General features: G+C 46.2%; 15 protein-coding genes. 13 read left to right on the forward strand and 2 right to left on the reverse strand.

Annotated elements, in window-relative coordinates; translation table 11 throughout:
* Nucleotides 1-11 precede the first annotated feature (11 nt).
* Nucleotides 12-596: a copper homeostasis protein CutC gene (locus tag M3M38_RS06870; protein ID WP_252766996.1), complete on the reverse strand. Its 585-nt coding sequence runs from the start codon at nucleotides 594-596 to the stop codon at nucleotides 12-14.
* A 119-nt stretch (nucleotides 597-715) separates the two neighbouring features.
* Here M3M38_RS06870 and M3M38_RS06875 point away from each other — a divergent pair, with 119 nt between their 5' ends.
* The gene (locus M3M38_RS06875; RefSeq protein WP_252766997.1) at nucleotides 716-1,240 is read left to right on the forward strand and encodes a tRNA (cytidine(34)-2'-O)-methyltransferase; all 525 of its coding nucleotides are present in this window, start codon (nucleotides 716-718) and stop codon (nucleotides 1,238-1,240) included.
* A gap of 183 nt (nucleotides 1,241-1,423) precedes the next feature.
* On the forward strand, nucleotides 1,424-3,589 hold the full coding sequence (locus tag M3M38_RS06880; protein ID WP_420842674.1) for a DNA translocase FtsK: 2,166 nt from the start codon (nucleotides 1,424-1,426) through the stop codon (nucleotides 3,587-3,589).
* A 62-nt stretch (nucleotides 3,590-3,651) separates the two neighbouring features.
* Here M3M38_RS06880 and M3M38_RS06885 read toward each other — a convergent pair whose 3' ends face one another.
* Nucleotides 3,652-3,783, reverse strand: a complete 132-nt coding sequence (locus M3M38_RS06885; protein WP_338029983.1) for a DUF4044 domain-containing protein — start codon at nucleotides 3,781-3,783, stop codon at nucleotides 3,652-3,654.
* Between the two features lie 82 nt (nucleotides 3,784-3,865).
* Here M3M38_RS06885 and M3M38_RS06890 point away from each other — a divergent pair, with 82 nt between their 5' ends.
* The 11 genes from M3M38_RS06890 (at nucleotide 3,866) to ftsZ (ending at nucleotide 15,042) form a co-directional block, all read left to right on the forward strand.
* Nucleotides 3,866-4,261 carry a DUF3397 family protein gene (locus M3M38_RS06890; RefSeq protein ID WP_252814010.1) on the forward strand — a complete coding sequence of 132 codons (396 nt, stop codon included), beginning with the start codon at nucleotides 3,866-3,868 and terminating at the stop codon, nucleotides 4,259-4,261.
* Nucleotides 4,262-4,382: 121 nt separating this feature from the next.
* Nucleotides 4,383-4,808, forward strand: coding sequence for a division/cell wall cluster transcriptional repressor MraZ (gene mraZ / locus M3M38_RS06895; RefSeq protein WP_252767000.1), 426 nt, complete (start codon nucleotides 4,383-4,385; stop codon nucleotides 4,806-4,808).
* Between the two features lie 18 nt (nucleotides 4,809-4,826).
* Nucleotides 4,827-5,771 (forward strand): 16S rRNA (cytosine(1402)-N(4))-methyltransferase RsmH, encoded by a 945-nt coding sequence (gene rsmH / locus M3M38_RS06900; RefSeq protein ID WP_252814011.1) that lies wholly within the window; start codon nucleotides 4,827-4,829, stop codon nucleotides 5,769-5,771.
* Between the two features lie 11 nt (nucleotides 5,772-5,782).
* On the forward strand, nucleotides 5,783-6,154 hold the full coding sequence (locus M3M38_RS06905) for a hypothetical protein (RefSeq protein WP_252767002.1): 372 nt from the start codon (nucleotides 5,783-5,785) through the stop codon (nucleotides 6,152-6,154).
* Entirely contained in the window at nucleotides 6,151-7,956 is a 1,806-nt protein-coding gene (locus M3M38_RS06910) for a peptidoglycan D,D-transpeptidase FtsI family protein (protein WP_252814012.1), read from the forward strand. The genes M3M38_RS06905 and M3M38_RS06910 overlap by 4 nt, the downstream gene beginning before the upstream one ends.
* Nucleotides 7,957-8,067: 111 nt before the next feature.
* On the forward strand, nucleotides 8,068-9,024 hold the full coding sequence (mraY, locus tag M3M38_RS06915; protein ID WP_252814883.1) for a phospho-N-acetylmuramoyl-pentapeptide-transferase: 957 nt from the start codon (nucleotides 8,068-8,070) through the stop codon (nucleotides 9,022-9,024).
* Nucleotides 9,025-9,038: 14 nt separating this feature from the next.
* On the forward strand, nucleotides 9,039-10,415 hold the full coding sequence (murD, locus tag M3M38_RS06920; protein ID WP_252814013.1) for a UDP-N-acetylmuramoyl-L-alanine--D-glutamate ligase: 1,377 nt from the start codon (nucleotides 9,039-9,041) through the stop codon (nucleotides 10,413-10,415).
* A 2-nt stretch (nucleotides 10,416-10,417) separates the two neighbouring features.
* On the forward strand, nucleotides 10,418-11,524 hold the full coding sequence (gene murG, locus M3M38_RS06925) for an undecaprenyldiphospho-muramoylpentapeptide beta-N-acetylglucosaminyltransferase (RefSeq protein WP_252814014.1): 1,107 nt from the start codon (nucleotides 10,418-10,420) through the stop codon (nucleotides 11,522-11,524).
* Between the two features lie 17 nt (nucleotides 11,525-11,541).
* The gene (locus M3M38_RS06930) at nucleotides 11,542-12,342 is read left to right on the forward strand and encodes a hypothetical protein (protein ID WP_252814015.1); all 801 of its coding nucleotides are present in this window, start codon (nucleotides 11,542-11,544) and stop codon (nucleotides 12,340-12,342) included.
* A gap of 99 nt (nucleotides 12,343-12,441) precedes the next feature.
* Complete coding sequence (gene ftsA / locus M3M38_RS06935; RefSeq protein ID WP_252814016.1) at nucleotides 12,442-13,794, forward strand: cell division protein FtsA; 1,353 nt, start codon at nucleotides 12,442-12,444, stop codon at nucleotides 13,792-13,794.
* Between the two features lie 18 nt (nucleotides 13,795-13,812).
* Nucleotides 13,813-15,042 (forward strand): cell division protein FtsZ, encoded by a 1,230-nt coding sequence (gene ftsZ, locus M3M38_RS06940; protein ID WP_252767009.1) that lies wholly within the window; start codon nucleotides 13,813-13,815, stop codon nucleotides 15,040-15,042.
* The last annotated feature ends 15 nt before the right edge of the window (nucleotides 15,043-15,057 follow it).

Raw genomic sequence — 15,057 nt, forward strand, 5'->3', positions numbered from 1 at the left:
GTCGTTTTTGCTTATTCAGTTAGTGGAGCAATGACGGTCGGGACGTCGATCGTGGTGGCTACCGTTTGGGCAGCCGTAGTGGTTTCTGTAATTGGTACCAATTGCAGGTTTGGAAAGGCGACTAAGGCTTCTCGAAGTTCTGCTAAATGATCGGCAGCAACAATTCCCTGGAATTGGTGGTCGTCGAGCCACTGTAAAGCGGACGGCCATTTTGATGAGGGTAATTTAGTAAATGCCGGAGAGAAGAAGGCTTCCATTCCTGCTGATGCCCCTAAAAAGACTTCCAGCGCTTCCTGGTCTAATTGCAAATCCTGGGTTAATGCACCAAAAATAACGCCGTCCACGCCCAGCTCCTGGCACTGAAAGAGGTCGTCTTCCATTAGGTTGATTTCCGCATCGTTCCAGGTGCTAGTGTTTGGATCCGCACTAATCCACACGTCTAAACTCTGGTGATGTTCGTGAAGATAGGTGGTGGTTGCCGCAATTAACCCGCGACTGGGAGTTTGGTAATGATTGGCAAGGGCGACTCGTAAAAAGGCTTGTTCACTTGCCGTGGGAACCTCGTGAAAGGTTGAAATCAATGGTTCAATGTGCATAATTCTTCCTCCTTTAGCTTAATCTTACCACGTGCTGGTTCATTTGCCGCTCTGCACGAAATGCGAACAGGTGTGCTATAATGGACGTCTAAAGTTGAAAATAGAAAGCGGAGAAATTTATGACTAATCACATTGTTTTATTTGAACCCCTAATGCCGGCTAATACTGGAAATATTGCGCGGACCTGCGCAGGAACGGATACGGTTCTCGATCTGATTAAGCCCCTCGGCTTTTCGGTGGATGATAAACATCTCAAACGGGCTGGATTAGATTACTGGAACAAGGTGGACATTCGCTATCATGACAATCTACCAGCTTTTTTAGAAAAGGTTACGGATCCTGAAAACATGTTTTTAATCTCAAAGTTTGGGACCAAGACCTACACTGATCCGGATTATCATGATGTCGATCAGGATTATTACTTTGTGTTTGGCAAGGAAACAACGGGATTGCCCGAACGGTTTGAGCAACAATATGCACGTCAGGCGCTGCGGATTCCGCAAGATGATGAGCACATTCGAGCATTGAATTTGTCAAACACCTGTGCAATTGTGATTTACGAGGCATTACGGCAACAATCATTTGTTGGGTTAGAACGAGTGCATACGTATGAGCACGATAAGTTAAAAGAGTTTAAAGATTAGAGAGGAATTTTTGTGGCGGTTAGAAAATCAACGCGAAAACGAACAACACAAGCAAAAACCAAGCGACGCCACGCAACCACGAAAACGAAAAAAAACCAGCGGCAAAATCGCATCATAGCCTACTTGGGAACCAAGCGCCGTAATCTGTTGGGCTTAGTTGGTTTGATTTTGTCTGGGCTCGGGATGTTTAAACTAGGAATTGTGGGAATTGGTGTTGCTAATTTAACCCGCTTGGGGGTGGGGAACCTGTACCCAGTGGCCTTGTTAATTACAGCAGTTTTAAGTGTGCTTAGATTTTTAGAATTGCACCTTCCTCGTCTATCGGCACGTAGCTGGTTAGGTTTAATTTGTGTCAATCTAGGGGTACTAATGGGGGCTTCAATCCTGCAATTTAACGGGCTGGGTTTGCACGTCCAATTAATCCAGATTACCTGGGAAACCGTGCTGGGTGATTTAAGCACCGGTCGCGTGACTGGCGACGTTGGTGGTGGACTCCTAGGTGCCGGTCTATTGCTGGTTTTTGCCAAGCTTTTTTCCTGGATTGGAGCCACAATTTTTGCTCTAGGTTTAATCCTGACCGGAATTTTACTAATTCTCAGAATCAACGTAATCCAGGGATTACGCCAGGGTTTCAAACTGGTCAAACCTTGGTTAGCAGCGGCACAAGCAGCTTATCACCGCCGAAAATCAGCACCGCAGCACCGATCCAAACCGGATTCAGCACCGTTAGATCCGACTTCAATGACACCAGCGTCAAGTGAAACTGATCAACCTGTAGCAGAGACTTCTACTTCTACAGCACCGTTAGAAACAACCACGCAAGCTCCAGAGACACCAGCCGTGCAAGTGGCTAGTGAGCAACCGGCTCCAGAACCAGATCCGGTCGAACCGATGCCGACCATTACCGCAGGTGAAAATGAAGGCGATTATCAGCTGCCGTCTGTACAGTTGCTACAGCAAATCCCTCCGGTGGACCAAACGAATGAGGTGGCAACAGCCAACCATAATTCAGAAACCCTTCAAGAAACCTTGAGTAGTTTTGGAATTGATGCTCAAGTAAAACATGTGAGTTTGGGTCCATCTGTCACGGAATACGAATTAGAACCAGCAGTAGGTGTAAAGGTTAGTAAAATTGTGAATCTGAGTGACGACTTGGCATTGGCATTAGCAGCCAAAGACATTCGGATTGAGGCCCCGATTCCTGGAAAGTCGTTAATTGGGATTGAAGTGCCAAACCGCGAAGTGGCGATGGTTTCCTTTCGGGAGGTCTTTGAACATCAGTCAGCACAAGATCGCAGCAATTATCTGACGGTGCCACTGGGAAAAGACGTCAACGGGAACGTGGTGTCTTGTAACTTGACGAAGATGCCCCACCTGTTGATTGCCGGTTCCACGGGAAGTGGAAAATCGGTTGCTATTAACGGAATGTTGGTTAGCTTGCTACTCAAGGCGCGCCCCGACCAGGTTAAACTAATGCTGATTGACCCTAAACGGGTGGAATTGGGTGTCTATAACGGGATTCCGCATTTACTGTCTCCAGTAGTTTCTGATCCGAAAAAGGCGGCTCGGGCGTTGCATAAAGTCGTCAGTGAGATGGAATCTCGATATGAATTGTTTGCTAAGAGTGGTCAACGGAAAATTGAAAGCTATAATCAGTTTGTGAGGGAACAAAACGAACGGGAAGGGACCAATTTAATTCCCTTGCCATACATCGTAGTTGTAGTTGATGAACTGGCCGATTTAATGATGACCGTTTCAAACGAGGTTGAAAGTGCCATCATTCGTTTGGCCCAGATGGGACGGGCCGCAGGAGTTCACATGGTGCTTGCCACCCAACGACCATCGGTTGACGTCATTACTGGATTGATTAAGGCCAACGTTCCGTCCCGAATTGCATTTGCTGTTTCGAGTGGAATTGATTCGCGGACGATTTTGGATGCCAACGGCGCAGAAAAATTGCTCGGACGCGGAGACATGCTGTATCAGCCGATTGGGCAAACCAGGCCGAACCGAGTACAAGGATCGTTTATTTCGGATACAGATGTCGAAACGATTGTTACAGCCGTCAAACAGGAAGGCCAGCCCGAGTACGACGATAACTTGATAGTGACGGATTCAGAAATGGAAGCAGAAGCCGCTGAAGAAGATCAAGATCCACTTTTTGACGAGGCATTAGCGTTTGTAGTTCACGAACACAAGGCTAGTACCTCGATGCTACAACGACGTTTTCGCATCGGTTATAACCGGGCCGCACGTATTATTGATGATTTTGAGCAACGTGGTTACGTTGGACCACAACGGGGTAGTACGCCTCGGACGGTTTATAAGCAAGAGAATGACGATCAATAAGCAGTCAAACAAAAAGAGGACTGAAAATCGAAATTTTCAGTCCTCTTTATTTGCGAATGATGTTAGCCACCGAAAAGGGTTAAAGCAGATCCCAAAATTACTCCGGCCAGAGTTACAATAATCATAATCCAAACGAAGACGTACAGAATTTTTTGAAAGGTTGTTTTATCTTTCCACTTTGTCAAATTTACCACCACTTTCATTTTTCGTTTAATCATAATTTTAAAGGTGTCTGGTGGTCTTTGCAAATCATGATGAAAAAAAGGAGGGATTCGCATGCACATGGTTCATGTCCCTGGGTCAATTAGCACTTTATTACAATTACAACTAGTGCCCTTGGTGATTTTTTTAGTAGTGGCATTGTTGCTCAGTTTTTTGAAACGACTAAGTCACCAACGTTTTTTCACAAAGCTGAAAGTCGTTGATGTGTGGCCGTTCTTTGCCATTACGATGCTGCCATTGCTCACCATTGATGCCCACGGTAATACCTGGTTGCCGTTGCTACTCAGTGTTTGGTTTGGAAGTGGGGCACTCTTGCTTGTAATTTGGTTTTTCAAAGATGGTGAAATTCTTCTCAAACCATTTTTAATTGCTTGGTGGCGTTTGGGTGATTTGTACTGGCTAGCTTGTTATGTAATCGCCCTGATTTATGAAATTGGTTTTCGGCTCTAAGCAGCATAGGAACACATGTTCCCGTGCTGCTTTTTTTGTGGTAAAAATTTTTAATTAAGTGGTTCAAAGTGGGAGATTGTGGTAGACTGAAACTATATTTAGGGGATAGGAGGCGGTTTTATTGTTACTTGGTGAATATCGTCACAATGTTGACACAAAGGGCCGCCTCATTATTCCCGCTAAATTTCGCGAGCAACTGGGACCCAAATTCATGGTTACCCGAGGACTCGATGGCTGTTTGTTTGGTTATCCGCAGGCAGAATGGGAAAAGGTTCAGACGGAAATTAATCAATTACCGTTTAATAAACGGGATGCCCGGACTTTTGCTCGCCTCTTTTTTTCCGCCGCGACGGAATGCGAGCTTGATAAACAGGGGCGAATTAACCTGCCCGAGCCACTGCTTCAGTACGCTCATTTGCAAAAGCAGTGTGTGTTGGCGGGGGTTTCAAGTCGTTTTGAAATCTGGGATGCAGAAAAATGGGATAACTATAACGACCAAGCTCAGGATGATTTCAACGAAATCGCCGAAAACTTACTAGATTTTTAACCTTAGGAGTCAGTGATAATGACCGAATTTAAGCACGAAACAGTATTATTACACGAAGCCGTAGCTGGATTAAACGTTCAACCAGCGGGCGTCTATGTGGACTGCACCCTTGGTGGGGGCGGACATAGTGCTTTGATTTTGTCGCATTTGACTACGGGCCATTTATATGCGTTTGATCAAGACCAAACCGCCATTGCCTACAATGAATCGCACCTGCGTCCTTATTTGCAGAAGCAAGAGGTCACCTTTATTCACGATAATTTTCGTAATTTAAAGCTGGATTTAGCCACTCAAGGGGTTAGGGATGTGGACGGAATCGTTTACGACCTCGGGGTTTCTTCACCCCAATTTGATGATGCTGAACGGGGATTTAGTTACCAACGAGACGCTCGGTTAGACATGCGAATGGACCAACGCCAAAGCTTGGATGCCTATCAAGTGGTGAATCAATGGCCCTATGAGGACTTAGTGCGAATTTTCTTTCGGTATGGAGAAGAAAAATTCTCCAAGCAGATTGCCCGTAAAATTGAGCGGGAACGTCAACAACAACCGATTGAAACGACCACGCAACTAGCTGAGTTAGTGAAATCTGCCATTCCAGCTGCTGCTCGTCGGCATGGTGGGAACCCATCAAAACGGGTTTTTCAAGCAGTTCGGATTGCAGTTAATGATGAACTGGGGGCTCTAGAGGAATCCCTGGAACAGGCGTTAACGCTTTTAAAACCGCGCGGACGCTTAGCCGTCATTACGTTTCAGTCATTGGAAGAGCGCCTGGTCAAACGGATTTTTAAAGAGCAAACCACGATTCCAGATTTGCCCCCTAACTTACCGGTGATTCCGGCAGAGTTAGAACCGCATTTCCGGATCGTTGCCAAAAAGCCAATTCGACCGAGTACGGCAGAACAAACTGAAAATCATCGTTCTCACAGCGCCAAGTTACGCATCATTGAAAGAATGGAGTAGGGGGTTTCATTGTGGCACAGAATGGTCTCGCTGAACGACAAAGACAAACAAGTTTAAATCAAAATTCACGAACTAGCAGACACCAACAGCTGGGGGGACAACCAGTTCCTCACTTACGCTTGTCGGCGTTCGAAAAAACCATCATGGTGACGGGGGTGTGTTTGCTGGTGCTGTTAATGATTACCGTGGTTTCTGCGAAAAACCAGCTTAATCATTCCCAACGAACTTTGCAAAATGTAACGACAAAAAGCTCTCGAATGAACCGGCAGAACCAAAGCTACCGGCAAGAATTAGATGCTAAAGAAGTGAAAGCCATTAATCACGTTGTTAAACAGGACAAGCTTTCCATCGCAGATTCAGATGTAAGGAATGTAACTCGATGAGTACGAAACAAACGAAGATGAATAATCAAAGAAAAGCGGTTAAAACCAGACGGCTAGCGGGAAGAAGTTTCTTGGTTTTTGCTATGGTTATTTTCTTATTGATTATCATCTTTTTTGCGCAAAAGGCACTTTTTAAGACCGCTAATGGAGTTAATCTTTCGAATCGTACCCAAAAACTGTATAACCAAACTAGCATCGTGCACGCCCGACGAGGAACCATTTACGCCAACAACGGGCAACCGCTGGCTGAAAATACTAACACGTATTCGGTGTACGCCGTCCTGAATCATCAACAAAAGGATATGAAGGGGAATCCGCAATACGTTCAGGATAAAGCCAGAACGGCGCGCGTATTATCTGACAATTTGCCAATTTCGTATGAAAAGGCGTACCAGACGTTAAATCCCAAACATAAAACTTTTCAGGTAGAATTTGGGAACGCTGGGAATAACATTTCGCTGTCAGTGAAACAAAAGATTCAGAAAGAGCATTTGACTGGTTTGAACTTTATTGCTCAGCCAGCTCGGATGTATCCCAACGGGGTTTTTGCTTCCCATATTGTAGGGATTGCCTCGCAGCAGGTAGATAAAAAAACCAAACAAACCAATCTTGAAGGGCAAATGGGGATTGAAACCAGCTTTGAAAAATACCTCAAGGGGACGGATGGTTTTCGTGAGAGTCAGCATGATAACTATGGGTATCAAATCCCCTCGGAAAAACCCAAGGAAAAGAAACCGAAAAACGGAAAGAATGTGCACACTACCATCGATCCGAGCTTGGAACTATTGTTAGAAAATCAGATGAACCAGGTGGATCAAGATGTTCATCCCAAAGTTTTAAATGCTATTTTAATGGACGCTAAAACCGGAGAGATTAAGGCGGCTGCTCAACGACCCAGCTTTAATCCAACGACCGGTCAAGGACTAGGAGACGTTTGGAGAGATACGCTCACTCAAGATTTGTATGAACCGGGTTCGACCATGAAAATTTTTACGATGGCTGCCTCCATTGACAGTGGTCATTACCACGGTTCTGATACCTACCGTTCTGGGACGTACAAAATTGGGAATCAAATTGTTCCCGATTGGAACCGGAACGGTTGGGGAACCATTACCTATGACAAGGGATTCGCCTTGTCTAGTAATGTAGCGATGGCCCATTTGGAAGAGAATATGGGCCCAGAAACATGGAAAGATTACATCAATCGTTTCCAATTACTTAAAAACAATTCATCAAACTTTGACCAACAAGCGATGGGATCAATGCAGTTTGAACGACCAATTGAGCAAGCAAACACGGCCTTTGGACAGGGGATTCAGGTTACAGCCCTGCAGATGATGCAAGGGTTCACCGCCATTGCTAATAACGGAACTATGCTGAAACCGCGAGTGATTGATAAGGTGATGGATGCCAAAAATCAGCAAGTGGTAAAAAGCTATCCGAAGAAAGTTGTTGGTCATCCAATTTCAGCGGCAACTGCTGAGCAAATGCGCAAGCACATGGAAGACGTTGTTTACAAGGATTACGGCATTGGTCATGACTTTCAGATTGATGGTTACAGGGTGGCCGCCAAAACGGGAACTGCTCAGGTAGCAGATGACCATGGTCAGTATGAAAGTGGCAACGATAGTTATCTGTATTCCGTGGCTGGAATGGCACCAGCTAAGCATCCGCGTTATATTATGTATGTGACGATGAAGCAGCCCCAGTTGGGTGATCAACCAGCCACCAAGGAAATTGCTAAAATCTTTAACGTGGTTATGAAAAAGGCTCTTGATAATGATAAAAATAAGACGAAATAGCTAACTTAACCAAGACAACCAGCACCACGAAAGGATGTTCGATAGCAGGTCAATGAAAATGATTTAATTTACAGTAGTTAATATAGAAAGGATTGGAATTTAATGGAAATTATGGATGGAATATTACCCCTCGTGGTGGGATTCGCTTTAACCCTCGGTTTTACCCCCCTCTTAATTAAATATTTTCGTGAAAAAAACGAGGGACAAATGATTCGTGAGGAAGGCCCAAGCTGGCACGAAAAAAAGAGTGGAACGCCAACAATGGGGGGATTGGGCTTTGTGACCGCCATCATTTTAACCGGATTAGTAATTGGAATGTTAACCCACCAGTTAAATTCCGTCCTATTGATTCTGTTATTTGTGTTACTATTCTTCGGATTAATCGGAATGTGGGATGATAGCATCAAACTATTCCGTCGCCAAAACGAAGGCTTTAAGGCTTGGCAAAAATTTGCCTTGCAAGTCTTTGGTTCATTGGTGTTTGCCGCTGGCTACTACGTCTGGGGTTTCCCGATGTCGCTGCGTTTCTTTGGCGTCGGGGAAGTACACCTCGGTATTCTGTATGTCCTATTCGTTGTTTTCTGGTTAACCGGCTTTTCTAATGCCGTGAACCTAACCGACGGACTAGATGGATTGGTAAGTGGGTTGAGTGCCATTGCCTTTGCCGCTTACGGAATCATTGCTCAGGTTCAGGGTCAGTACGAAGTGGAACTTTTCTGCTGGGCTGTGTTTGGATCTGTTTTGGCATTTCTCCTGTTTAACCATAAGCCTGCCCAAATTTTCATGGGAGACATGGGATCTTTGGCCTTGGGAGCTGCGTTAGCTGCGGTTTCCATTTTGCTTCATCACGAATTATCCCTACTGTGGATTGGTTTGGTATTCGTTTTAGAAACCATGAGCGTGATTTTACAGGTTGGATCCTTTAAACTAACTGGCAAGCGGATTTTTAAAATGACGCCCATTCACCATAGTTTTGAAATGATTGGTTGGAGCGAATGGAAAATCGATTTGGCCTTTTGGTCCGTGGGGTTATTTACTGCTGTAACTGGTGTCTTGACAATGATTTAAAGTGGGAGCTTAGCATGCGAGAGATTAATGACTATCGAGATAAAAATGTATTAGTGTTTGGAGCTGGCATGAGTGGAACGAACGCCGCCTTGTTGCTAGTGAAATTAGGAGCCAACGTAACACTCACGGATGCTAAACCAGTAGCAGAAATTGCTGACTACGACCGCTTGTTAAAGGCCGGGGTCAAAGTGGTAGCTGGATCATCACCGGAAAGTCTGGTAGAAAAAGCCGATTTAATGGTAAAAAATCCAGGAATTCCATACACGGTTTCGTTAGTGCAGGCTGCTTTGCGTAAGCCGATTCCAATTATCTGTGAAGTTGAACTGGCTGCCGAAATCTCTAGTGCTCCCATCGTGGGTGTAACCGGAAGCAACGGTAAAACTACCACTACCACGATGATTAGCGAAATGTTAACTGCGGGGATGAGTGATGGAACGGCCTACCGGGCGGGAAACATTGGCATTCCGGCAACTCAAGTCGCTGAACGGGCTACGAGTCGCGACCAAATCGTGATGGAATTGTCGAGTTTTATGTTGCTTGGGATTACCAAACTTCATCCGCACATTGCCGTAATCACTAATATTTACTCAAACCACCTAGATTATCACAAGACTCGCGAAAACTACGTGGCAGCCAAGATGCAGATTACTAAGAATCAAACGGAACGCGATTTCTTGGTCATGAACTTCGATCAACCAGAATGGCGGAAGCTCAGTCAACAAAGTAAGGCGCTCGTGGTGCCATTTTCGGCGCAGGGCAACTATGAAGACGGAGCCTACCAAAGCCGCGGTAAATTGTACTTCCGGGACGAATTCATTATGAACACCGCTGATTTGAAGGTTAGTGGAGAACCAAACGTCGAAAATGCGCTGGCTGCGATTGCGGTTGCTAAGTTATCTGGAGTACCTAATGACAAGATTATCGAAGTCTTACGAACTTTTTCTGGGGTGCGCCATCGGAACCAGTACGTATTAACGGCTGCAGGACGTGAATTTTATAACGATTCCAAGGCAACTGACATCGAAGCCACTCAAATGGCATTAGCCGGTATGCAAAAACCAGTTATTTTGATTGCCGGAGGCTTGGATCGGGGGTACACATTTGAAAAACTGGAACCCGAATTTCGTGATCACGTCCGCGGATTGGTGGTCTATGGTGAAACCGCTGAATTATTAAAACAAGCGGGGACCGCTGCTGGAGTTTCTGACATTAAAGTTGTAAACAACCTCGACGAAGCTGTCTCCGCGGCTTACGACCTCAGTCAACCGGGCGATGTGGTGCTACTGTCGCCTGCTAATGCGAGTTGGGATCAATTTGCGAGTTATGAAGAACGGGGAGATCGCTTTATCGCGGATGTAGAAAAACTAACCGGTCAACGAGAGGAGAAATAAGAATGAAGATGATTGTTTCCGGCGGGGGAACCGGAGGACATATTTACCCGGCCCTGGCGTTGGTAGAAGCATTACAACGTCAAGACGCTGGCGCCCAGGTTTTATACGTAGGGTCCAAACGCGGACTGGAAAAAAAAATCGTTCCCGAAAAGGGAATTGCCTTTCGTGAACTAAAGATTCAGGGGTTTAAACGAAAGTTGTTTTCTCTATACAACTTTGAAACTGTGTATCTCTTCTTAAAGAGTGTGCAGGCCGCTAAACGAATTATTAAGCAGTTTCATCCTGACGTTGTGGTTGGAACTGGAGGCTACGTTTCTGGAGCAGTCCTGTATGCAGCTGCTAAGATGGGGATTCCAACTGTCATTCACGAACAAAATAGCGTGGTGGGGTGGACGAACAAGTTTCTGAGCCGCTACGTCGATAAAATTGCAATTGCCTTTGACGAGGCTCGTTCTCAGTTTCCCGAAGATAAAGTGATCTTTACGGGGAATCCGCGGGCCCAGCAGGTGGCTGAAATTAAGAGTAACTTTCAGTGGTCCGAATTAGGATTACAGAATGATTTACCGACAGTGTTGGTCTTTGGCGGGAGCCAGGGAGCGTTGAAGTTAAACGAGGCCATGGTGGCAGCCATTCCGAAATTTAACCATCGGGACTACCAAGTGGTTTTCGTTACGGGGGAAAACCGGTATGATGGGGTCATGGAGAGCTTGAAAAAGATCCCCATTAACGACAATGTGAAAGTGGTTCCTTACATTAGTAACATGCCGGAGGTGTTACCAAAGGTAGACTTGATTGTAGGTCGAGCTGGGGCAACCAGCCTAGCTGAAATCACCGCCGATGGAATCCCCTCAATCTTGATTCCGAGTCCGTACGTGACTGCCGATCATCAAACTAAGAACGCCATGAGTCTGGTTAACCAACATGCGGCATTACTAGAGACGGAAGCCGAATTAAGTGCGCCGACGCTACTGAAAAAGATTGATCACTTAATGAACAATCCTCAGGAACGGCAAACGATGGCAGCAAACGCTCGGAAACTCGGCGTAGCTGATGCTGCGGATCAATTACTGGATGTGTGCCGGGAAGCAATTCGGCAGCACCAAGGATAAGTGGTGAAGAAGAGGCCATGGATGAAAAAACACAAGACGAGTTGGTAGACGAACGCCTGCAGGCCGATTCGAACCGCAAATGGCGTCATCACCGGCTTCGAGTCGGACGTAAAAATCGCCAAATTAGACGGGAACGGTGGCGGCGTTCGGTTCGTGTGGCCGTGCCGTTGTTAATCATTTTCGGCAGTCTATGTGCCTACTTTGGCTACCGGGCTTCCCCTCTGAATCGGGTGGCGGCGGTGCGAATCACTCCACCGGCAGCCACCAAACTACTGGGCAAGGAATTGCCGATTGAGCCGGGTGATAACCTAACTTTAGTCAAGCGGGATTTCCCCCGGGTGCAACATCAGTTGCAGCAACGTTATCCGCAGATAAATCACCTGACGTTGACGGCAACCGGAAATCAAATTACAGCGCACGCAGAGATTGCTCAGCCTCGAGCGTGGTTCCAACGCCAGCGGCAGTGGTATGTTCTGTATCCGAACGGGCGGATTGCGCAACAACGGCCGACGGAAGCCATGCGCAACAGTAGTTGTCAAATTCAAGGTATAACTGAGCCACAACAGTTGCAAACCATCGTACAACAGCTTTGCCGCTTATCAAAATCAAATGCGGAAAACGTGCAGACGATTACACAGGAAAAGGGATCAGGTAGTAGTGACCAGGTCCGTTTGCAATTGCGGGATAGCAATCAGATTATGACGTTTACCAATCAAATTGCAACGAAAATGAAAGATTATCAGCAATTAAAATCAACTTTAAAACAGCCTAGTATTGTTCACATGGAATATGGAGCGTATGCAATGCCAATTCAGTGAGCTAAGCGTTCTCAAACTTGAACTGTTATGGTAGACTGATAATAAATATTAACTAACAACAGGAAGTGCTAGGCAAGTAAGCGGGAGGCGCCACATCATATGAAAGAATCAGATATTTACGTTGGCTTGGATATCGGGACCACTTCAATTAAAGCAATTGTTGCGCAGACTATTGATGGTCAAACGAATATAATTGGAGTTGGCAACGAACCATCGGCTGGGGTAAGCCGGGGGATTATTGTTGATATTGATAAAGCCGCCCAAGCCATTCGGGGGACCTTAGAGCAAGCAGAAGCAAAATCTGGGGTCAAGATTAGTAGTGTTATTGTTGGCCTACCAGCTGATCGGGTTAGCATTGACCGTTGCTCTGGAATGATTAGTTTAGCTGACAGCACGAACGAAATTAACAATCAAGATATTCAAACGGTTACCAAAGCCGCCATTTCTAACAACCTTCCCCAAGAGCGGGAAGTCATCAACTTGTTACCGGAGGAGTTTAAAATTGGCGAATTTGACGACATCGCAGATCCTCGCGGTATGGTGGGGGCGCGCTTAGAACTAAATGGGCGCTTGGTTACGGGCCCCAAAACGATTATTCATAACGTCCGCAAAGCCGTGAACCAGGCGGGGGTTACCATCGACCAACTAGTAGTTGGCGCAGAGGCCGAAGGTAAGACGGCCTTGTCGGATTCGGAACAAGACTTTGGAACGATTTTACTGGATTTGGGCGGGGGTCAATCGACTGCAGCTGTTATTCATGACCATGAACTCAAGTACATAGATGTTGACCACGAAGGCGGACAGTACATAACCAAGGACATCTCCTCCGTGTTAAACATTTCGCTTGCAGATGCCGATAACATTAAGCGGGAATACGGAATTGCTGATGCACAGTATGCGGACGCTGATAATGAATTTTCAATTGAAGTGGTGGGTCAAAGCCAACCACGTAAAATTAACGAAAAATTATTGGCAGAAATCATTGAGGCTCGGCTTGACCAAATCTTAGGTCGGTTGAAGGATAAGCTGGCCGCTGCCAACGCCCTAGGCATGCCTGGTGGGATTGTGTTGACCGGTGGAGTGGCTTCAATGCCAAAGATTGCTGAACTGGCTGCAAACACTTTTGGGATGAACGTCCGGGTCTATGTCCCAGACAAGATGGGCTTACGGCACCCTTCGTTTGCTCTTGGGTTGTCTTTGGTTAACTACGCAACCCAGATGAGTGATGTAGAACAGGTGATTTACGACGTCTTTTCAACAACCAGTCACGCTGAACCAGCCGCTAACTTTGAGTCGGAATCAGAACAAGATCCTGAGCAATACCAGGACGACGCCCCAGTCACTGACGAAGCGGACGACTCTTCTTTCTTTTCGCGGCGCGGTCAATCACAACAACAGAAGAAACGCAAAAAGAACAACTTTGGTTTCTCTTTGAAGAATTTCTTTGAATAACCACGGAGGGTAGAGAATATGGATTACGCAATGGATCAAAACACAGGAACGGGTGCCAACATCAAAGTCATCGGGGTCGGTGGCGGTGGTGGCAATGCCGTCAATCGGATGATTGAAGATGGAGTACAAGGCGTCGAATTTATCGCCGCTAACACCGATTTACAGGCTCTTGATGCGTCCAAAGCAGAAACAAAAATTAACTTAGGACCAAAGCTTACCAAGGGATTGGGAGCTGGCTCGAACCCAGAGGTCGGTGCGAAAGCTGCCGAAGAAAGTCAAGAAGACATCACTAACGCCTTAAAGGGTGCCGACATGGTCTTTGTGACTGCCGGAATGGGTGGAGGAACTGGAAACGGAGCTGCTCCGATTATTGCAAAGATTGCAAAACAAGCGGGCGCTTTGACCGTTGCCGTAGTGACTCGGCCCTTCACCTTTGAAGGTCCAGCCCGGGCGCATAACGCCAGCGAAGGTTTGGCCGCTTTGAAGCAAAATGTGGACACAATGGTGGTGATTTCTAACAACCAAGTGCTCGAAATGGCTGATAAGAAGACATCCTTCCTGGGGGCCTTGCATGATGCTGATAACGTGCTCCGGCAAGGCGTACAAGGAATTTCAGACCTGATTACGCGGCCAGGTTACGTAAACTTGGACTTCGCTGACGTGACAACCATCATGAAGGACAAGGGGACCGCTTTAATGGGCGTGGGTTCTGCTAGCGGCGAAAACCGGGCACCAGAAGCCACCAAAAAAGCGATTAACTCACCGCTGTTGGAAGTTTCCATCGACGGCGCTAAACAGGTCTTGCTAAACATTACCGGTGGTCCAGACTTAGGAATCTTTGAAGCCCAGGATGCAGCTAACATCATTCGGGACGCTACTTCTGACGATACAAACATCATTTTCGGAACTTCGATTGATGAAGGGATGGGTGACGAAATTCGCGTTTCCGTGATTGCCACGGGCATTGACGATGATTCTGGTGACATTACGGATGTCAAATCAATCCAAAATGCTACTCGTTCTAGTGAAAACGTGGTGCATCCCGACCAAAACAGTCAGGTTGTTCAACCCAACCAATCGGCAACACCCAACTCAGAAACGCAACAACAACGTGCCGAACCAGACCAGCGGTTCCAAAACGTAGAAAAGAAAGAGTTTGAACCGTTTAATACGGGGGATCAAGCAACAGATGATGATCAAAAAAACGATGACATCCCGCCGTTTAACTTTAAGTATCGAAATCAATAATTACTGACTAATAAA

The organism is Fructilactobacillus cliffordii (assembly GCF_024029355.1).
Classification (GTDB): domain Bacteria; phylum Bacillota; class Bacilli; order Lactobacillales; family Lactobacillaceae; genus Fructilactobacillus; species Fructilactobacillus cliffordii.

What these genes read in the sequence shown, in the direction of transcription:
- M3M38_RS06870 (WP_252766996.1), bottom strand. Translation starts at nt 596, where the DNA reads ATGCACATTGAACCATTGATTTCAACCTTTCACGAGGTTCCCACGGCA.
- M3M38_RS06875 (WP_252766997.1), top strand. Translation starts at nt 716, where the DNA reads ATGACTAATCACATTGTTTTATTTGAACCCCTAATGCCGGCTAATACT.
- M3M38_RS06880 (WP_420842674.1), top strand. Translation starts at nt 1,424, where the DNA reads ATGTTTAAACTAGGAATTGTGGGAATTGGTGTTGCTAATTTAACCCGC.
- M3M38_RS06890 (WP_252814010.1), top strand. Translation starts at nt 3,866, where the DNA reads ATGCACATGGTTCATGTCCCTGGGTCAATTAGCACTTTATTACAATTA.
- rsmH (WP_252814011.1), top strand. Translation starts at nt 4,827, where the DNA reads ATGACCGAATTTAAGCACGAAACAGTATTATTACACGAAGCCGTAGCT.
- M3M38_RS06910 (WP_252814012.1), top strand. Translation starts at nt 6,151, where the DNA reads ATGAGTACGAAACAAACGAAGATGAATAATCAAAGAAAAGCGGTTAAA.
- mraY (WP_252814883.1), top strand. Translation starts at nt 8,068, where the DNA reads ATGGATGGAATATTACCCCTCGTGGTGGGATTCGCTTTAACCCTCGGT.
- murD (WP_252814013.1), top strand. Translation starts at nt 9,039, where the DNA reads ATGCGAGAGATTAATGACTATCGAGATAAAAATGTATTAGTGTTTGGA.
- murG (WP_252814014.1), top strand. Translation starts at nt 10,418, where the DNA reads ATGAAGATGATTGTTTCCGGCGGGGGAACCGGAGGACATATTTACCCG.
- M3M38_RS06930 (WP_252814015.1), top strand. Translation starts at nt 11,542, where the DNA reads ATGGATGAAAAAACACAAGACGAGTTGGTAGACGAACGCCTGCAGGCC.
- ftsA (WP_252814016.1), top strand. Translation starts at nt 12,442, where the DNA reads ATGAAAGAATCAGATATTTACGTTGGCTTGGATATCGGGACCACTTCA.
- ftsZ (WP_252767009.1), top strand. Translation starts at nt 13,813, where the DNA reads ATGGATTACGCAATGGATCAAAACACAGGAACGGGTGCCAACATCAAA.